The sequence below is a fragment of the Mesorhizobium sp. B2-3-10 genome, from assembly GCF_006442275.1.
Lineage (GTDB): Bacteria > Pseudomonadota > Alphaproteobacteria > Rhizobiales > Rhizobiaceae > Mesorhizobium > Mesorhizobium australicum.
The window spans coordinates 1-18,018 of sequence record NZ_VFVT01000010.1 but is presented as its reverse complement, the minus strand read 5'-3'; the positions used below and the strand labels follow the sequence as shown (position 1 = coordinate 18,018).

Genomic DNA, 18,018 nt, shown 5'->3' with positions numbered 1-18,018 from the left:
AATCGGGGGGGCGCGCTTTCCCTACGGGGCAGGCGCGCAAGGAGGAAGAATGGCAAAGATTCCCGTCCAGTTCACGCTCAATGGATCTGAGAAGGCCGAATTCGTCGAAAGCGGCACCACGCTGCTCAACGCCTTGCGCGACAAGATCGGCGACACCTCGCCTAAGGGCGGCTGCCATCAGGGCACTTGCGGGGCCTGCTCGGTGATTATCGACGGCGAACTCCGGCTGTCCTGCCTGACGCTGGCCGAGACCTGCAATGGCGCCATCATCACCACCACATCGGGTCTCGCCGACGGCGGTGTGCTGCATCCGCTGCAGCATGCCTTCCTCGACGCCTTCGCCACGCAATGCGGCTTCTGCACGCCGGGCATGATCATGGCGGCCAAGGTGCTGCTCGACCACTCGCCCAATCCCAGCCGCGACGATGTCGTCGAAGCGCTGTCGGGCAACATCTGCCGCTGCACCGGCTACGAGCCGATCATCCAGGCGGTGCTCACCGCCGCGCGCGCCAACTCGCAGAACGCGGCCTGAGGGAAACAAGATGGAACTGCGCAAAAGCTATTTCTCGGACGTTCGCAAGGATGACCTCAACGAGATCGGTCAACCGCGGCCACGCTCGGATTCGCCAGGCCACGTCACCGGCAAGACCGCCTATTTCGCCGACCGCAACTTTCCCGGCATGCTGCATTTGAAGATGGTGCGCAGCCCTCATCACCATGCCCGCATCCGCTCGATCGACACGTCGGAGGCCGAAAAACATCCGGGCGTGGTCAAGGTGCTGACGGCCAGGGACGTGCCGCACAATGTCTACACGATCCTGATCCTGATCCAGGTCGGACCGGAAGACGAGACGGTCCTGGCCGACGGCAAGGTGCGCTGGAAGGGCGAGGCCGTGGTGGCGGTGTTGGCCGAAACCGAGCGTGCCGCCCAGGAGGCCGCCGCCAAGGTCAAGGTCGATTATGAAGTGCTGCTCGCCGTGTTCGACATGGAGGAAGCGCTGAAGCCCGGCGCGCCCATCGTCAACGAATATCACGGCCAGAACCATTACCTCTATGACAGCGGCGCGTGCCGCAAGGTGCGCTTCGGCGATGTCGAGGCGGGCTTTGCCGAGGCCGATCACGTGCTGGAGCAAAGCTATCAGTCCTCGCCCATCGAGCACGCGCCGACCGAGACCACCGGTTGCGTGGTGGCGCCCGAGGGCAATGACCGCTTCACCTGCTACACCAACACACAGGCGATGTTCTTCACCCTCGACAACACCTCGATCATCCTGCAGATGCCGGGCAGCAAGCTGCATTTTGTCGGCGGCACGGTCGGCGGCGGTTTCGGCGGCAAGGTCGATGTCATCGTCGAGCCGATTGCCATCCTCGGCGCAAAACTAACCGGGCGACCAGTCTGTTTTATCTACAGCCGCGAGGAGGAGATGCAGATCTCCTCGCCCCGCGCGGCCGAAAAAGTCGTCATCAAGGACGGCGTCATGAACGATGGCCGCATCGTCGCACGGAAGGTCACCGGCTACACCGATGCCGGTGCCTACTCCCGCCACTCGCCCTATGGCGCGCAGAAGGGCGCCGGGCACTATCCCGGTCCCTACACCATCCCCAACGTCTGGATCGACACCTACTGCGTCTATACCAATCGCACGCCGTCGTCGGCCATGCGCGGCTTCGGCGTCACCATCGGCGATTTCGCGCTGGAGGTGCAGATGGACAAGCTGGCGCGGCTGATCGGCATGGATCCACTCGAGTTCCGCTTCGTCAACGCCTATCGCGACGGCGACATGAAGGCGCATCGCCAGCCGACCGAGGGCGCGGCACTCATCGAATGCATGCAGGAAGCCTCGCGCGCCGCCCACTGGCCGGTGGCGGAGAAATACATGGCGATGTCCTCCTACAAGAACGGAGCTTGAGATGGCGATCAGGCGTGGGCGCGGCGTCGCCGCGATCAACTATCCCACCGGCATGAACCTTGGCGGCGACCCGACCCAGGCGCTGGTGCATTCGACCCCGACCGGCAATTTCATGGTCACGCTGTCCTCGGTCGATCTCGGCCAGGGCATGAAGCAGATCATGGCGCAGATCTGCGCCGAGACGATCGGCGTGCCGACCGACCGCGTCGTCGTCGACACCGCCGACACCGACACCGGCCCGCACTGCATGGGCACGTTTGCCTCGCGCGGCACCCACCGCGCCGGCAACGCGGTTATCCAGGCCGCCAGGGAAGCCCGCCAGGTGATGCTTGAAGTGGCGGCCGAGGAACTGGAAGTGAATGCCTCGGACCTCGAAACCGACGGCCAGGGCAACATACTGGTCAAGGGCGCGCCGCAGAGATCGATCTCGATCTTCGATGTCGCCCTGTCGGCGCATTTCAAGCGCGGCCGCTCGATCTCAGGCCGTGGCATGTTTTTGATCCCGCGCTCCTATCCGGAGAAGGAGACCGGCGCGATGAAGCCGTCGACCTGCTACGCGCATGCCTGCACGGTGGCCGAGGTGGAAGTCGACGACGAAACCGGCGAGGTCACGGTGCTGACGGTCAAGAACGTCTTCGAGATCGGCCGCGCGTTGAATCCTAAAATGGTCGAGCAGCAACTGGTCGGCGGCTCGTGGATGGGCATCAGCCATGCGCTCTACGAGACGACCGAGCCCTACTACCCCAACCGCGACCATGGCGGCACCGACTTCAACCAGTATCTGATGCCTGGTCCCGGCGACCTCGCCGAAACCGAAATCATCGTGCTGGAGCGGCCTTCGGCAGATGGTCCCTACGGCGCCAAGGGGCCGGGCGAAATGTGCGCCAACCCGCAAATACCGGCGGTCGCCAACGCCGTCTTCGACGCGGTCGGCGTGCGTATCGACACGCTGCCGATCACGCCGGAACGCATTTTGCGCGCGCTCAAGGCGCAAGCCGCGAACTGAGGACCGACATGCCCGAGGTAAACGCCGAAACGCTCGCGACCTCGCCGGAGGCGGTGGCCGAGCGCCTCGCCGCCTCGCGCTATCTGGCCGACGACAGCCTCGCCACCGCCATCTTTCTGGCTATCCGGCTCGGCAAGCCGCTGCTGCTCGAAGGCGCGCCGGGCGTCGGCAAGACGGAAGCCGCCAAGGCGATCGCCGAGCTGCTCGGCCGCGATCTGGTGCGCCTGCAATGCTATGAAGGCATCGACGCGGCGCATGCGCTCTATGAGTGGAACTACCAGCGCCAACTGCTCGCCATCCGCCATGCCGGCGAGCACGAGATCGACATCTATGATGACCGTTTCCTGATTGCCCGGCCGCTGCTGCAGGTGTTGAAGGCGCCGCGGCAGCGTATTTTGCTGGTCGACGAGATCGATCGCTCGGATCATGAATTCGAGGCGCTGCTGCTGGAATTCCTGTCCGACTTCCAGATCAGCATCCCCGAGCGCGGCACCATCCGTGCCGCCGCTCAGCCGATCGTCATCCTGACTTCGAACCGCACCCGTGAACTCGCCGAGGCGCTGCGCCGCCGCTGCGTCTATCACTGGATCGGCTACCCCGACGCCGAACGCGAGGCCGCCATCATCATGCTGCGTGCTGGCGATGTCGCGGAGGCTACCGCGCGCGCGGTGGCGGCCGCCGTGCAGACCATCCGCGCCCGTCCGCTCGCCAAGCCGCCCGGCATCGCCGAGGCCGTCGAATGGGCCAATGCCGCGACGATCCTGGAAAAGGGCGGCAGCCCGTGGCCGGAAGCCTTCCGCCGCGCCATCGGCGTATTGATCAAGGACGAGGAAGACCTTTCCTACATCGCCCCCGAGCTTGGCCGCATCGTCGAGGAGGCACTGGCGTGAGCCGGGACGTCAACGATCCCTTCTCTCCGTTCACGGGGAGAAGGTGCCCCGAAGGGGCGGATGAGGGGCGGCGCCACGATGGCCAGAAGTCGGCGCTGCCCCTCACCTGCCTGCCGGCATCCTCTCCCCGTAAACGGGGCGAGGAGAGCGTACCTCCCGCCGCCACGCCCTTCCTTGGCTTCGGCCACTTGCTGCGCCGCTACGGCTTTATAATCGCCCCCGAACAAGTCGCCGGCTTCATGCAGGCGGTAACCTTGCTTGGCCCCCGTTCGATGGCCGACATACGCGAGGCAGCGCTGGCCACCCTGGCGCCGCCACCTGACCGCCGTGACGAATTCGAGGCGCATTTCCAAAGCCATTTTTACGGCAACACATCAGCCTTGGTGGAAGGCGACAGCAACGAGGAAACCCGCGTCAAGGATGATGGCGGCGCCGACGACGAGCGGATCGAAGCCGAGCAGCGACGGGAAGGCGGCGAGCTATCCTCGGCGATCGAACAGTTGAGCAGCCGCGCCTTCCAGCGCGACGACGACAGGCTGACTTTCTTTCGCCGCCAACTTTCGAGCGCCCTGCCCGCGCGCCGCTCCTTCCGCACGGTGCGCACGCCTTCGCGCGGCAAGCTCGACCTGCGCCGCTCGCTCAGGGAAATCGTCAGCGCCGATGGCGATATCCCCTCACCCTTGTTGCGCCGCCGCCAGACCGTGCCGCGCAAACTGCTGATCCTGATCGACGTGTCCGGCTCGATGAAGCTGCACACGTCTGATTATTTGAAGCTCGCGCATGCCGCCGTGCAAGGCGCTGACCGGGCAGAAATCTTCACCTTCGGCACGCGCCTAAACCGCATTACGTCAGCGCTGCGGATCCGCGACAGGGACCAGGCGTTGGCCCGCGCGGCAGCCCAGGTCGACGACTGGGACGGCGGCACCCGCATGGGGCCAACGCTGCGTGCCTTCCTCTCCGTGCCGCGTTTTTCCGCCTTCGCACGTGGTGCGGCAGTGATCATCCTGTCCGACGCGCTGGAGCGCGGCGACCATGCCGAACTGGAGACGGCGATGCGCCGGCTGAGCGCCCGCGCGTTCCGGTTGTCGCTGGCGACACCTTTGGCCGGCGACCCGCGCTTCCAGCCGGCAACGGCCGCGCTGCGGGCCATCCTGCCTGATCTCGACGATCTGGTCGACGGCTCGTCGCTCGCCGGCCTCACCGATTTCATCCTGTCGCTCGCCCGCCCTGCTCCACGGGCGGCGACAATCTGGAAAAGGGTATCGTGATGCAGAAAGCCATCGACGCGCATTTCCACATCTGGCGCCAGCAGGACCAGCCCTGGCTGGTCGGGCCGATGGTGCCGCGCATCTTCGGCCCCTACGAGCCGATCCGCCGGGACTATCCGATCGAGGAGTTTCTCGCCGACCAGCAAGGTTCCGGCGTCGAGAAAGCGGTCTACGTCCAGACCAACTGGGCGAAGGAGGATTTCGAGAAGGAAGTCGCCTTCCTGCAGAAAACGGCTGATGAAACCGGCTGGCCGCACGCCATCGTCGGCTACACCGACATGACGGTGGACGATATCAGACCCCAGATCGACCGCTTGAAAAAATATCCGCTGCTGCGCGGCGTGCGCATGCAGTTGCATTGGCACGAGACCCCGGCCTTCCGCTTCGCCACTGGCCCCGATCAGGTGATCGATCCCAGGGTACGAGCCAATGTGGCGCGGCTGAAGGATTATGACCTGTCCTTCGACCTGCAGCTCTTTCCCGCCCAGATGAAAGACGGGTTGACGCTGGTCGGAGAAAATCCAGAGACCAATTTCATCCTCACCCACGCCGGCATGCTGACCGGCATGGATCAGGAAACCACCGAAGACTGGAAGGCTGGGCTGCGCACGCTGTCGGCGCCGAACGTCTACGCAAAGCTCTCCGGTCTCGGCACTTTCGTCCACCGCAACGACCCCGGGCTGATCGCCTATATCGTCGACAACGCGATCGAGATATTGGGCGCGGATCACCTGATGTTCGGTTCCAACTTCCCCATCGAGAAGTTGTGGACGAGCCACGCCGAACTGATCAAGGCCCACCGCGCGGCTGTAGCGAAGCACGGTCCGGCGGCCGAGGCTGATATCTTCTGGAATACGGCGGAGCGGATCTACCGGCCGGCTTGACCGCCAGGGAGTTCGCCGCGCCATTGCAGCGGCGATGCCCTGGCAAGTCCTTACTGCGTCGGCAGCATGCCTTCCACGTCGCTTGCCGCATCGGTGAGCGCTTCCTTGGGCGTCGCCGACTGGTCGACGATCCGCGACAGATTGTCGACGATGGTCTGCGTCACCTTCACGCCGTTGGTGCCCGGAAAGGCATACCACGGAACCATCAGCGGCATCTGGCTGAGCCCGGCCTGGAACAGCGGGTTCTTCTTGTAGAAATCGCCGAGATAGTCGGAAGACTTTGCCGCGAGCTCATTGTTGGGCACATAGCCGGTGCCGGGCACGACGACCGACGCGCCATAAGGGCCGGCGGCGAATTTCGCGAATTTCCAGGCGGCGTCCTGCTTGGCGGCATCCTTGGTCAGGATGACCACGGCATTGCCGCCGGTCGGCAGATGGCCGTTGGCCGGATCGATCAGCGGGATCTTGGCCGTCCGCAGCGTGAACTTGTCGCCGACGTTCTTGATGGTGTTGACCAGCGCGCCGGTGGTCTGGAACTCGAAGCCAACCTTGCCGGCCGCGAAGGCCTGCTCGCCAGCCGGCTTGGTGAAGACCGGCATGCCGCCCTCCTTCACCATCCGCTGCAGGATCTCGACTGCCTTCTCGCCTTCCGGCCCGTTGAAGGCGACCTTGCTTTCGTCCTCGTTCAGCATCTTGCCGCCGGCGCCGAACAGCAGCGCCGAAAACATCCAGTCGTCGCCCTGCCAGCGGAAGTCGATGCCGTCGACGCCATTGCCGAGCGCCTTGATCTTGCCGCCGAGCGCGATGACCTCGTCCCAGGTCTTGGGCGGATTGTCCGGATCGCCGCCGGCGGCCTTCATCAGGTCGGCGTTGTAATACATGATCGGGTTCGAGGTGGCGAAGGCGAGGCCGACCTGCTTGCCGTTGACCTGCGCCAGCTTCAGGATCGTGTCGGAGAAGCCGAGCTCAGCCATGTTGCCTTCCTTCTTGACCAGCGGGCCAAGATCGACGGCAACGTCGCGTTCGTTGAGCATGCGCAGACGGTTGAGACCGATGAAGGTGATGTCGGGCATTTCGTCGGTGCCGGCCTGGCGAAGGATGGTCTGGATGCCTTCCTCATAGGTGGCGGACGGGCTGGCGAACTGGATCTTGATGTCGGGATTTTCTTCCATGAACTTCTTCGAGATCGTGTCCATCACGTTCTTGAAGAAGCCGGGCATCGGATAATGGACCGTCAGCGTCGTGTCGGCATAGGCCGGAAGGGCTGTCGCCAGCGACACCGCCGCCGCGGCAAAAATCCTGGAGATATGCTTCATTGCCTCGTTGCTCCTTGTTGGCCCGGTCAGCCTTTGAGACCGGTCATGGTGATGCCTTCGACGAAGCGCTTCTGTGCGAACAGGAAGGCAACGACGAGTGGAAGGGTGATGATCAGCGTGGCGGCCATGAGCGCGCCGTAGTCGTCGCCGGCCTCGGCGGCGCGGAAATACATCAGGCCGAGTGGCGGCGTGGCGTAGGCCTGCTTGCTGACGACGATCAGCGGCCAGTAGAGATCGTTCCAGTGGGCGACCACCGAGAAGATCGCGAAGGCAGTGACCGCCGGCCACGCATTGGGGACGATGACGCGCGCGACGATCCCGAGCTCGGACATGCCATCGAGCCTTGCCGCGTGGATGAGATCGTCGGGCATGGCGCGGAAGAACTGCAGGAACATGAAGATCGCGAACACCGATATCGTGAACGGCGCCACCAGCGAGGTGTAGCTGTTGAGCAGCGACATCCGGTCGAAGGCGACATAGAGCGGCAGCGCCGTGGCATGGATCGGCACCAGCAGGCCGAGCATGACCAGCACCATCATCAGCCGCGCGGCACGGAATTTCAGCTTGGCCATGGCGTAGGCGCAGGGAATCGCGACCAGCACCTGGAAGAAGAAGATCAGGCCGCACACGACGACGCCGTTCCACAGCAGTGTTGTCATCGGCACCTTGCTCAGCGCCTTGGCGAAATTCTCGGCGAAGTAGAAATGCTGGGGGACGAGCGACAGCGACGAGGTAAAGATGTCGCTCTGCGTCTTGCCGGCGGTCGAGATCATGAAGATGTAAGGCGCGAGGATCATCAACGCGCCCAGCGAAAGCAGCGCGAAACGGATGGTGCGGCCGGCAGGCAGGCTGGTCATGTGTAATGCACCCGCCGGTCGAGTACGCGGTATTGGAGAAGCATCAGCACGACCAGGATCGCCAGGAAGACCACGGTCATTGCCGAGGCATAGCCAACGCGCAGGTAGACGAAGCCTTCCTGGTAGATGGTGAACAGCAGCACTTCGGAGGCTTTGTTGGGCCCGCCATCGGTCAGCATCTTCACGGTTTCGAAGACCTTCACCGCATTGGTGATGCTGATCGTGACGACGAACAGCGTCGTCGGCCCGAGCATCGGCCAGGTGACCAGGAAAAACCGGTCGAGCGCCGATTTCGCGCCGTCGACGTGAGCAGCGGCGTAGAGCTCGCGCGGGATCGCCGTCAGGCCAGCCAGGAACAGCACCATGTTGAAGCCGACCGACTGCCAGACGCCGATGATCGACAGGCTGTAGAGCACGGTGCTGGAGGCGCCGAGCCAGTTCGGGCCAGGAATGCCGACCAGCGCAAGCAGCGCGTTGAGTGGCCCGATGGTCGGGTGGAAGAGATATTGCCAGACTGTCGCCATGGCGACGATCAGCGATGCGACCGGCAGGAAATAGACGGTGCGGAAGAAACCGCGAGCCCGAGGTTCGCCTTCGATCAGCAAGGCGACACCAAGGCCAAGCACGATCGAGACCGGTGCGACGATCGCCGTATAGACCGATGTGTTCCACAGCGATTTGCGGAAGGTGCGGTCGGTCAGGAGATGCGCGTAATTCTCGAAGCCGACCAGGCGGAATTTGCCATAACCGAGTTCGAAATCGGTGAAGCCGAGGAAGATGACGGCGACCACCGGCAGCAGCACGAACAGCAGCAAGAGCACGATCGCCGGGGCCGCCAGCAGCCAGGCGGTGCGGTCCTCGCTGCGCCTGTGGAGGGCCGCGGCGCTCGGGATATTGCCAGCCAGCGCGACGCTAGACATAGGCCGGCTCCTGGCGTGCGGGCGCGGCGCTCGCCGTGCGCAGCCGCTTTCCCTCCGGCCCGAAGACCATGGCATGCTCGGGTGGAAGGAGGATACCCACCGGCATTCCCGCAATCAGGTCCCTCGCCTCGTGCGGCGCCAGCTTGGCGATGACGATGTCGCCGGTCGCGTCGAGCCGGCAATGGGCAATGACTTCCGAGCCGAGGAATTCCAGACGCTCGATCCGTCCGGCAAGGCCGCTCCGCCCGCTGGGAGACAGTTTGACGAGTTCGGGCCGGATGCCGAGGCTCACCGAACCATTCGCCACCTTTTCCAGCAGGGCCAGCCGGATGCCCAGGAAGTCGACCCGGCCATTTTCGGCAAGTGCCGGTATGATGTTGATCCTGGGCTGGCCGACGAAACGGGCGACCTCGATATGGGCCGGATCGTTGTAGATCGCCTCGGGCGCGGCGAGTTGCAGCAGATTGCCGCCGATCATCACCGCCATCCGGTCGGCCATCGAAAGCGCCTCGGCCTGGTCATGCGTCACATAGAGGGTCGGCACGCCGGCGCGGCGGTGCAGTTCGACGATCTCGCCACGGGCGTGCACCCGCAGATTGGCGTCGAGGTTGGAAAGCGGCTCGTCCATCAGGAAAATCGAGGGGCGCCGCACCATGGCGCGCGCCAGGGCGACACGCTGCCGCTGCCCGCCCGACATCTGACCAGGCTTGCGGTCGAGCAGATGATCGATCTTGAGTACCGTCGCCATCTCGCGGACATCCCGCGAAATGCCAGCGCGGATTTCTTTCTGGCCCGGCAATGCGGAGCCGACCAGCGGCAGGCGCTGCGTCCGGCTCAGCCGCTTCATGGCCAAGGGAACCGCGATGTTCTGGCCGGCCGTCAGATGCGGGTAGAGCGCGTAGGACTGGAACACCATGGCGATGTTGCGATCGGCCGCGGCGACCGCCGACATGTCCTTGCCAGCAACGAATATCTCGCCGCTGTCGGCATGATCAAGCCCGGCAAGAATGCGCAGCAAGGTGCTCTTGCCGCAGCCCGAGGGGCCGACCAGGGCGATGAACTCGCCCGCTTTGACATCGAGGCTGACGCCGTTCAGGACGGCATTGCCGCCAAAGGACTTGTTCAAGCCGCGGAGCGAGAGCGCACTCATGACGCGACCTTCCTGCGGACCTTGTGCGCCTCGTGCGGGTAGACCTCGGCAACCACGTCATCCAAATAGTGGACGGTCATACCGGGTATGGCGACGATCTCGCTGGCGACCGTGTCGTCGAATTCATGCACGACGGCGCCGAGCAGCCGCTCGCCCGGCATGTCGCGCTCCATGTCGCCGACGACAAAGGCGGCCGACGGACCCCAGACCAGCGCGGTGTTTTCGTATTTGCCTTGCCATGCCCGGTGCAGGTGACCGCTGGCGAAAAGCGCCACATCATTGGCACCGATGAGATCGTAGAGACGCTGCCGCTGTGCCGGGCGGACGCTCCAGTAACCGGTGTCACCTTCGCCGGGCGCGTCGATGAACAGCGGCTTGTGGGCGAAGAGCGCGACACGCCGGCCGCCACGGCTTTCCAGCGCCGCACGCAGCCATTCGAACTGGGCCTCTTCCTCGGCATCATCAAAGCCCATCAGCAGGCTGTCGAGACCGATAAATCGCCAGTTTCCGGCGTCCTCCGTCCAATAATCAGGACCAACCAGCCGGCGCCAGCGGTCCAGGCGTTCCGCATTGACCGGCTGCAACGAACCGGGGAGATGGCCGACATCGTGATTGCCGGGCACCAGCAGCATCGGGACCGAGATTTCCCGCATCAGCTCCATGCAGAAGCCGATGTCGTCGTCCTTGTCGGCGCCGTCGACGCTGAGATCGCCGGTGTGGATGACGAGATCGGCGCCGCTTTGCGCGATCCAGGCGGCCAGCGGCTCCCAATTGCCGTTGAAATGCGGCTTGGTCGGGCTGAAATGGGTATCGGTGATCTGGACGATTTTCATGCCGGCTCCACTGCGAGAGCCGGCTGCCGGGAACCCACCGGCGCGACTTCGCGTGGGTCTCCTTAGTGCCGTTACATGTCACTTCCTTAACAGGCTGGGGACAAATGTTCCCCGCCATCCCGATAGGCTGGCTGAGGCTAGCTTTTCACCTCGAATTGCGGATCGACCGGGATCTGCATGGCCGTGACCAGATGATTGGTCTGCCCGGCGAGCCCGATGATCGACACCAACTCGCCGTGCTGCGCGTCTGTCATGCCCTTGGCGCGCGCCGCCGCCGTGTGCGAATGCACGCAGTAGGAGCAGCCATTGGCGGTCGAAACCGCGATGTAGATCATCTCCTTGGTCAGCGGATCGATGGCGCTGTCGGCGACCATCACGACCTTCAACTGCTCCCAGATCCGCTTCAGCGCCGCCGGATCATTGGCCAGCCCGCGCCAGAAATTGTTGACGAAATCGGATTTGCGCGTCGCCCTGATGTCGTCGAACACGGCCTTCGCCGCCGGGATTTTTTCCACCTCGGCATCGCTCAGGAGTTTTGTGGTGGCCATGGCGTTTCCTTTCGTTGGCTCGGTGGATCAGGTCGTTGAATCAGGTCTCGAGCAAAGGCGGCTAACCGGCCCTTCTAATTCAGCTTTCGATGCCGATTTGAGCAGAACATTGATGGTTAGCCGAGCCCCCTCGGCATCGTCATCCCAGGGCGAAGCAGGCGCGAAGCGCCGTCGCGGAGACCCTGGGATCCATGCCGTGACGCCAGCCGTGGAGTGCAGCGAAGCAGAATTCTGCACCGCTGCAACGCCTGAAAGTCCCGGCTTGGATCCTCGGGTCTGCGCCGCGTCGCTACGCTCCTTGCTCCGCCCGTGGATGACGAATGGATGGGCGTCCCGGCCAATTGTCGACGTGCGCACCAGCCAGTATCCCTAATGCACCGCCGCGTACATGATCTTCTCCTCCGTGGCCTCCGCTGGCGAAAACTCTTCCACGATGCGGCCCTGACGGCAGACCAGGATGCGATCGGATAAATTCATGATCTCCGGCAAATAGGACGAGATCACCACCACGGCCAATCCCTCGTCGGCCAGCCGGTTGATGATCTGGTGGATCTCCGCGATGGCGCCGACATCGACGCCGCGCGTCGGTTCGTCGAAAATGACGATGCGCGGCTGCTGCACCAGCCCCTTGCCGATCACCACCTTCTGCTGGTTGCCACCGGAGAGTTCGACCACGCGAGCATTGTCGTTGATCGCCTTGATGTTGAGCGTCTTCGTCCACTCGGCCGATAGCGCGTGCATCTCCTGCTGGTTGATCACCCAGGCCTTTTCACGGCCGGCCGCCAGCAGGCCCCCAAACAGGTTCTCGGCGATGCTCATCGTCTCGAAGATGCCTTCGCTCTTGCGGTCCTCGGTGACATAGACGATGCCGTCCGCCACCGCTTCGCTCGGCACGAGATAGCGCACCGGCCTGTCGTCGAGTTCGATTGTACCGCCGCGCAAAAAATCGCGCTTGTAGATGCCCGACACGATCTTGAAGGTCTCGGTGCGGCCGGAGCCGATCAGGCCGAACACGCCGGTGATCTGGCCCTCGAAGATCGAGAAGGAGTTGTTGCGCACGACATTGCTCATCGAAATGTCCTGCACCGACAGCACTTTCCGGCCCGCCTTGCGCAGCTTGGCTTCGTCGCGCTGGCGGTAGATCTGCCCCGACAAAGTGCGCCCGACCATGGCGGCGACAATTCTGTCGCGGTCGAAGGCCGGCGTGTCGTCGGTGACCACCAGCTCACCGTCGCGCAGAATGGTGATGCGGTCGGCAATCATCAATGCCTCTTCCAGCGCGTGGCTGATGAAGACGATCGAGACACCGTTCGCCTTCAGCCGCCGGATCAGCGCGAAGAAATGGCGTTTCTCCTCCGGCGTCAGGGTCGCCGTCGGCTCGTCGAAGATGATGATCTCGGCCTTGTGGTGCACGGCGCGCGCGATCTCGACCATCTGCCGCTTGGCCGCGCCCAGCGTCGCCACCATGGCGTTCGGATCGACCGGAAAATTCAGCGACTGCAGGAATTGCTGTGCTGAAATATACGTGCCGCGCAGCCGGTTGAGGAATTTTTCAGTACCGAGATAGAGGTTCTGCGCCACCGTCATCGACGGCACCAGGCTGGTCTCCTGGAACACCATGGCAATGCCGGCCTCTAGCGCGGCATGCGGCGAAGCGTAGGCGATCTCCCGGCCCTTGTGGAACATCCTGCCGGACGTGGCGTCGACGACACCGGCGATGATCTTGGTTAGTGTCGATTTACCCGCGCCGTTCTCGCCGAGCAGTGCGTGGATTTCGCCTTTGCGCAGTTCGAAGCTGACGTTCTTGACTGCCGGAACGCCCCGATAATTCTTGGTGACGTTTTCGAGGCGAATAATTGGTTCCATCAGAAACCTCCCGAGGCGAGGTCGACGGCCAGCACGCAATCGCCACCCCTGGAAGCAATGAACAGTTGGCCGCCCTTTTCCACCACGCTGCAAATGCCGTGGCGCGTGCCGTTGGCGCGGCTGTGCAGGCTGAATTGCGGCTGCATGTTTTGATCGAGCTTGACCACCAGCCCGTAGGAACGGCTCGGCGACCACGGCTTGTGGATGCCCATGGTTCTGATGCCGCCGCATTGCAGCGGTTCGAGGAAGCTGCGGCTGGATGCCATCGCCGGCGCGATCCAGTAAGCCGGCGGCACCTGGTCGATCATGTCCTGGCGGTAGTGCGTTTCCTGCAGCACGAATTCAATCAGCCGGTTGCGTGGCGCGAACAAGGTCAGCCACGCCCCGCCATCGCCGGCCGGCGACAGCCGAGCGGGATAGCCGGGAAGATGCGTCATCACGGTCGAACGGTTGCCGGTCGCACCGTCGAAGCGGACAAGCTGATGGCGCCAGCTTTCGCTGACCAGCACATCGCCGCCGATGGGGCGGAGCCCGTAGGGAAAGGCGAGGTCGCCGGCTATCTTGCGGAACTCGCCGCCTGCCGCGTTTCGCTTCCAAAGCGAACCGGATGCGCCCTTCTTCATCAGATCGGCGGCCCATTGCGATGGCGCATGCTCGGTCGACCCGTTGGCCAACCACAAAGTGCCGTCCTCGGCATAGGCAAGAGCGGTGATGCAGCTGACACCGGCCGGCAGCGACACTTCCTTGCCCGATATCAGCAGCCTGCCCCTTTCGAGCCCCACCGTCAGTTGGCCCGATGGCGACAGAGCCAGCGCCGTGATTGGGGAAGGAAAGGTCTCGACTACCTTCGGCTCAGTTCCGGCGGCAAGCGAATAGATGGCGTTGCCGCTGGAGGCCAGCAGCCCGCCATCGGCAACCAGCAGATTGTCCGGTTCGGTCAATCCGACAAAAGCCGGCGCCTCATCCAGCCGCGTATTCGGGCGAAAGGCGCCGTCGAGCGGCGGGATCGTCACCGCCTTGCCGCGAAACATATCCAGGATTGGGTCGAGGATCATGGCTGCGCTCCCCAATACGAGGCGGAGCTGGTCCAGTTCGGGTCGGCGCCGGAAACCTTGTAGCGGCCGATGCGGTTGTTGAGGATGCCGCCGACGAAGAGATATCCCTTGTGCTCGCGCATCGAGGTGACCATCGGGTGCGCGCCGCCCGTCAAGTCGCCCATCGCCTCCACGATGCCGCCCTTCTCGTTGAATTTCACCACGCCGCCGGTGTTGATGTTGGGGAACAGCCATTCGTCCTGCGGCAGCCGGCGCGTCATGCGCTTGCGCATGTCGGGGTGGCGCAGCGACAGGTCGAAGCTCGGCGTGCGCATGCCCAGCCACGCCATCCAGTAATTGCCGTCCGACGCGCGGTTGATGTTGTCGGGATAGCCCGGCATGTCGCGAATGACGCATTCGGCGGTGCCCGACTTCGGCCCTTCCAGCCAATAGCGATGCACCCGGCAGGCCCAGCTTTCGGCGAAGAACAGCGACTTGCCGTCATGCGCCATGCAGACACCATTGGTGTAACGGTAGCCGTCGAGCAGCGTCCTTGTCGACCCATCCCTGGGATCGTAGACCAGGAGGCGGCCGGTGGCGCGGTTCTCGATCGAGTCCAGCGCCCAGTCATGCGCGTCATAGCGCTTGGTCGAGTCCGTAAAATAGATGCGGCCGTCCGGCGCGATATCGCAATCATTGGGATCGCGCAGCCGCGCGTCGTCGACGATCGAGGTCCAGGAGCGCGACGTCTCGGCCGACAGCCTTTTGACCGCGCGATCCGGAGAGACGGAATAGAGCCCCATCGCGCCGACGCAGCTGATCAGATTGCCCCCTTTGTCAAAGGCCAAGCCCAGCGGAAAACCGCCAATATGGGCAAACACCTCCGACCTGACATAATCCGGCGCGAAGAAGCGAACGATCTCGCCATGGCGCGTGCCGCAATAGAGATTGTCGTCGCGGTCGAGGATGACGTCTTCCGGCCCTTCCAGTTCGCCGAGCCCGATATGGTCGGCCGCCGACAGCCGGTTGTCGAGCGCGTAAGGCGTGCCCGAGCCCGGCACCGCGGACTGGGTTTCGCCCATCCTGAGATAAACCGGCGCGACATAGACCTCGTTCAGCACCTTGTGGCGGTTCTTGAGCCAGCGAATGTCGATGGTCACCGCCACCGCCAGCATGATGCCGAGCACCATCTGGTTGGTACCGGTGCCATAGCCCAGCCGGATCAGCCCGTTGGTCATGGTCAGCACGATGATGGCGCCCATCAGCCCCTTGATCACCGAGCCGCGCCCGCCGCCGAGGCTGACGCCGCCGACCACCGCCGCCGTCAGCGCCATGATCTCGAGGTTGAGGCCGGTGCCTGGCCCCGCCCCGCTCAGGCGGCAGGCGATGAGAAAGCCGCCGATCGAGGCGCAGAAGCCGGAAAAGACATAGGTCATGAACACGGTACGGCGCACCCGGATGCCGGCATTGTGCGCCGAACGCCGGGAGCCGCCGACCGCCAGCACGTGCCAGCCCGGCCGCGAGCGCGTCAGCGCGATATGGGTGACGATGGCGAGGATGATCGCCAGCCACACCGAGACGGACAGGCCCCAGAAAGTGCTGTCGCCGATGAAATCGAGCACGTCTGATGTAGCGGTCGAAAGCTGCACATCGGCGGCATAGGTGGTGACCAGAATGTCGAACAGCGCCCGCCCGAAGATGAAGGTCACCAGCGTGGTGAGGAAGGCCCGCAGCCTGAGATAGCCGACAAGATAGCCGTTGATCGCGCCGAACACCAACCCGGTGGCGAGCGAGGCGGCCAGCGCCAGCCAGATCGACTGTTCGAGGATAAAGAAGACATAGACGGCGGAAAAGCAGGACAGCGCGAAGATCGAACCGACCGAGAGATCGATGCCGCCGCCCAGCATCACCACCGTCATGCCGGTGACGACCATCGAAAACTCGCCGAGCTGGCGGGTCGATTCCTGCAGGGAAGAGAGCTTGAAGAAGCCTGGAATGATCGAGCCGAAAGTCGCCAATGTCACCACCAGCGCCAGGAAGGGAATGGCGTTGTCGGTCCAGCGCTTGGTCAGGATCTCGCCGACAAGATGGTCGGGCACGAGATTGTAGCGCCAGGACTGGAGGCGTTCGCGAAAGCTCATCGGGTCACTGCTGCCAAGTCTGGGGCCACAAGAGAAAGAGGTGGTCGGACAATCCGGCCACCTCGTCGATATCGGTTGCAGACGATCAGCTTACTTCGCCGCTGCTTCGGCCTGCAGCGCCTTCAGGTCCCAGCAGCTGTCGGGCTTGAGGTCGGCCTTGGTCGTCGCCTTCTCCAGCGTGTAGATGTAGGTGTGGGAGGTGCCGGCCGGCTGGCCGCTCTGCAGCAGGAATTTGATGATGGCGTTCATGTCGCCCGATTGGCGGGCAAGATCGGTCATCACCACGGCGCCGTAGGTGCCGTCGTTCAGCTTGTCGCAATCGGCCGCCTTTTCGCCGCCGCCTGTGGTGACCAAAAACACCTTGCCGTCGAGCTTGGCGTCGCGGATCGCGGCCGACGCGCCGGTGGCATCGCCATCCCAGAAGTCGATGATCGAGCAGATGTCCGGGTTCTGCTGCAGCATGGTAGTGGTCACATTGCGCGAGGTCGTCGCATCCCAGTTGGAATCGGGCTTGGCCACGACCTTGAAGTCGGGATGCTTGTCCAGCACCTTCATGATGCCGGCATATTGGTAAAGGCTGGAGGAGTTGGCCTGGTCGCCCTGCACCAGCCCGATCTTCTTGGACGAGTTCTCGCCGCAGCCCTTGATCGCGGCTTCCGCCTCGAGCTGGCCGAGCCGGTCCCAGTCGCTGCCGACGAAAGCATCGGCGGGAAAATTCGCCGGATTGTCGACCAGGATCACATAGGTGCCGGCGGCCTGCGCCTTCTTCATAAGCTTGGAATAGGAGTTGAGGTCCGGCGCATGGATGATCAGCACATCAGGTCTGGTGTCGGACGAGATCGCGTCGGTGATCGCCTGCGCGCCGGCATCGACGACCCAGTTGGGATCGCGCGTTTCGAACGTGCCGCCCCAGGCTTCGACTTCCTTCTTCAGATAATGCGCCCAGCCCTGCGCCAGGTCGAAGCCCATCGCCAGCGGCACCAGCATGACGCGCTTGCCTTTCAGCGCTTGTGCATAGGCAGCGGGGCCTGGATCGTCGGCGGCGAAGGTCGGCGCCACGAAGGTGGTGACGGCCAGCGCCGTGGCCGCCGCCATGAGTGTTCTGATCAGTTTCATGTCTCATCCTCTGGTTCGGTTTTCATTGCCGGCCGATCGTCGCGATCGCACCGGGTACCCCAGAGCAAGATGGGCTAGCCCATCTGCTCTAAATGTCACCTTGTTGCGCGGTCTGTTCGTCGCGCGGATTGATGATGCCGTCGACGATGATGGCGCCGAGCAGGATCGCCGCCTTGATCAGGTTCTGGTAGAGCAGCGGAATGTCGATGATGGTCATGGCGTTGAGCAGGATGCCGATCAGCGCGGCTCCGACCAGCACATTGCGCACCCCGCCCCGCC

At 63.8% G+C, this 18,018-nt stretch carries 16 protein-coding genes and 1 pseudogene; 6 read left to right on the top strand and 11 right to left on the bottom strand.

Features of this window, described 5'->3' with window-relative positions; translation table 11 throughout:
- Window positions 1-49: 49 nt before the first annotated feature.
- The 6 genes from FJ943_RS25220 to FJ943_RS25195 are packed head-to-tail and all read left to right on the top strand — an operon-like array spanning window position 50 to window position 5,958.
- The gene (locus FJ943_RS25220) at window positions 50-532 is read left to right on the top strand and encodes a (2Fe-2S)-binding protein (protein WP_140714471.1); all 483 of its coding nucleotides are present in this window, start codon (window positions 50-52) and stop codon (window positions 530-532) included.
- Window positions 533-542: 10 nt separating this feature from the next.
- On the top strand, window positions 543-1,910 hold the full coding sequence (locus tag FJ943_RS30205) for a xanthine dehydrogenase family protein molybdopterin-binding subunit (RefSeq protein ID WP_140725975.1): 1,368 nt from the start codon (window positions 543-545) through the stop codon (window positions 1,908-1,910).
- 1 nt (window position 1,911) lies between these two features.
- Entirely contained in the window at window positions 1,912-2,916 is a 1,005-nt protein-coding gene (locus FJ943_RS30200; RefSeq protein ID WP_015317098.1) for a molybdopterin cofactor-binding domain-containing protein, read from the top strand.
- A gap of 8 nt (window positions 2,917-2,924) precedes the next feature.
- Entirely contained in the window at window positions 2,925-3,806 is an 882-nt protein-coding gene (locus FJ943_RS25205; protein WP_015317097.1) for a MoxR family ATPase, read from the top strand.
- Window positions 3,803-5,074: a VWA domain-containing protein gene (locus FJ943_RS25200; RefSeq protein WP_246671937.1), complete on the top strand. Its 1,272-nt coding sequence runs from the start codon at window positions 3,803-3,805 to the stop codon at window positions 5,072-5,074. Before FJ943_RS25205 ends, FJ943_RS25200 begins: the two co-directional genes overlap by 4 nt.
- The gene (locus FJ943_RS25195; protein ID WP_181174637.1) at window positions 5,074-5,958 is read left to right on the top strand and encodes an amidohydrolase; all 885 of its coding nucleotides are present in this window, start codon (window positions 5,074-5,076) and stop codon (window positions 5,956-5,958) included. Before FJ943_RS25200 ends, FJ943_RS25195 begins: the two co-directional genes overlap by 1 nt.
- Before the next feature lie 50 nt (window positions 5,959-6,008).
- On the opposite strand, the gene FJ943_RS25190 is transcribed toward FJ943_RS25195, so the two are convergent.
- From FJ943_RS25190 to FJ943_RS25140, 11 genes and pseudogenes are all read right to left on the bottom strand, one after another.
- On the bottom strand, window positions 6,009-7,274 hold the full coding sequence (locus tag FJ943_RS25190) for an ABC transporter substrate-binding protein (RefSeq protein ID WP_140714461.1): 1,266 nt from the start codon (window positions 7,272-7,274) through the stop codon (window positions 6,009-6,011).
- Between the two features lie 26 nt (window positions 7,275-7,300).
- Window positions 7,301-8,131 carry a carbohydrate ABC transporter permease gene (locus FJ943_RS25185; protein WP_140725969.1) on the bottom strand — a complete coding sequence of 277 codons (831 nt, stop codon included), beginning with the start codon at window positions 8,129-8,131 and terminating at the stop codon, window positions 7,301-7,303.
- Window positions 8,128-9,051, bottom strand: a complete 924-nt coding sequence (locus FJ943_RS25180) for a sugar ABC transporter permease (RefSeq protein WP_015317092.1) — start codon at window positions 9,049-9,051, stop codon at window positions 8,128-8,130. Before FJ943_RS25180 ends, FJ943_RS25185 begins: the two co-directional genes overlap by 4 nt.
- Window positions 9,044-10,201, bottom strand: coding sequence for an ABC transporter ATP-binding protein (locus tag FJ943_RS25175; RefSeq protein WP_140725966.1), 1,158 nt, complete (start codon window positions 10,199-10,201; stop codon window positions 9,044-9,046). The genes FJ943_RS25180 and FJ943_RS25175 overlap by 8 nt, the downstream gene beginning before the upstream one ends.
- Window positions 10,198-11,034 (bottom strand): metallophosphoesterase, encoded by an 837-nt coding sequence (locus tag FJ943_RS25170; protein ID WP_140725963.1) that lies wholly within the window; start codon window positions 11,032-11,034, stop codon window positions 10,198-10,200. The genes FJ943_RS25175 and FJ943_RS25170 overlap by 4 nt, the downstream gene beginning before the upstream one ends.
- A gap of 137 nt (window positions 11,035-11,171) precedes the next feature.
- Entirely contained in the window at window positions 11,172-11,582 is a 411-nt protein-coding gene (locus FJ943_RS25165; RefSeq protein WP_140725960.1) for a carboxymuconolactone decarboxylase family protein, read from the bottom strand.
- 369 nt (window positions 11,583-11,951) lie between these two features.
- The gene (locus FJ943_RS25160; RefSeq protein WP_140725957.1) at window positions 11,952-13,448 is read right to left on the bottom strand and encodes a sugar ABC transporter ATP-binding protein; all 1,497 of its coding nucleotides are present in this window, start codon (window positions 13,446-13,448) and stop codon (window positions 11,952-11,954) included.
- A complete protein-coding gene (locus FJ943_RS25155) occupies window positions 13,448-14,503 on the bottom strand; it encodes a hypothetical protein (RefSeq protein ID WP_140725954.1) in 1,056 nt (351 codons plus the stop codon). The genes FJ943_RS25160 and FJ943_RS25155 overlap by 1 nt, the downstream gene beginning before the upstream one ends.
- Window positions 14,500-16,623, bottom strand: a complete 2,124-nt coding sequence (locus tag FJ943_RS25150; protein WP_140725951.1) for an SMP-30/gluconolactonase/LRE family protein — start codon at window positions 16,621-16,623, stop codon at window positions 14,500-14,502. Before FJ943_RS25150 ends, FJ943_RS25155 begins: the two co-directional genes overlap by 4 nt.
- Before the next feature lie 90 nt (window positions 16,624-16,713).
- A complete protein-coding gene (locus FJ943_RS25145) occupies window positions 16,714-17,739 on the bottom strand; it encodes a sugar ABC transporter substrate-binding protein (RefSeq protein WP_140725948.1) in 1,026 nt (341 codons plus the stop codon).
- Between the two features lie 88 nt (window positions 17,740-17,827).
- Window positions 17,828-18,018, bottom strand: a pseudogene (locus tag FJ943_RS25140) (ABC transporter permease); the annotation flags it as partial.

Excerpts from the sequence above, each read along its gene's own strand:
- FJ943_RS25220 (WP_140714471.1), top strand. The coding sequence starts at position 50 with ATGGCAAAGATTCCCGTCCAGTTCACGCTCAATGGATCTGAGAAGGCC.
- FJ943_RS30205 (WP_140725975.1), top strand. The coding sequence starts at position 543 with ATGGAACTGCGCAAAAGCTATTTCTCGGACGTTCGCAAGGATGACCTC.
- FJ943_RS30200 (WP_015317098.1), top strand. The coding sequence starts at position 1,912 with ATGGCGATCAGGCGTGGGCGCGGCGTCGCCGCGATCAACTATCCCACC.
- FJ943_RS25205 (WP_015317097.1), top strand. The coding sequence starts at position 2,925 with ATGCCCGAGGTAAACGCCGAAACGCTCGCGACCTCGCCGGAGGCGGTG.
- FJ943_RS25195 (WP_181174637.1), top strand. The coding sequence starts at position 5,074 with ATGCAGAAAGCCATCGACGCGCATTTCCACATCTGGCGCCAGCAGGAC.
- FJ943_RS25190 (WP_140714461.1), bottom strand. The coding sequence starts at position 7,274 with ATGAAGCATATCTCCAGGATTTTTGCCGCGGCGGCGGTGTCGCTGGCG.
- FJ943_RS25185 (WP_140725969.1), bottom strand. The coding sequence starts at position 8,131 with ATGACCAGCCTGCCTGCCGGCCGCACCATCCGTTTCGCGCTGCTTTCG.
- FJ943_RS25180 (WP_015317092.1), bottom strand. The coding sequence starts at position 9,051 with ATGTCTAGCGTCGCGCTGGCTGGCAATATCCCGAGCGCCGCGGCCCTC.
- FJ943_RS25175 (WP_140725966.1), bottom strand. The coding sequence starts at position 10,201 with ATGAGTGCGCTCTCGCTCCGCGGCTTGAACAAGTCCTTTGGCGGCAAT.
- FJ943_RS25170 (WP_140725963.1), bottom strand. The coding sequence starts at position 11,034 with ATGAAAATCGTCCAGATCACCGATACCCATTTCAGCCCGACCAAGCCG.
- FJ943_RS25165 (WP_140725960.1), bottom strand. The coding sequence starts at position 11,582 with ATGGCCACCACAAAACTCCTGAGCGATGCCGAGGTGGAAAAAATCCCG.
- FJ943_RS25160 (WP_140725957.1), bottom strand. The coding sequence starts at position 13,448 with ATGGAACCAATTATTCGCCTCGAAAACGTCACCAAGAATTATCGGGGC.
- FJ943_RS25155 (WP_140725954.1), bottom strand. The coding sequence starts at position 14,503 with ATGATCCTCGACCCAATCCTGGATATGTTTCGCGGCAAGGCGGTGACG.
- FJ943_RS25150 (WP_140725951.1), bottom strand. The coding sequence starts at position 16,623 with ATGAGCTTTCGCGAACGCCTCCAGTCCTGGCGCTACAATCTCGTGCCC.
- FJ943_RS25145 (WP_140725948.1), bottom strand. The coding sequence starts at position 17,739 with ATGAAACTGATCAGAACACTCATGGCGGCGGCCACGGCGCTGGCCGTC.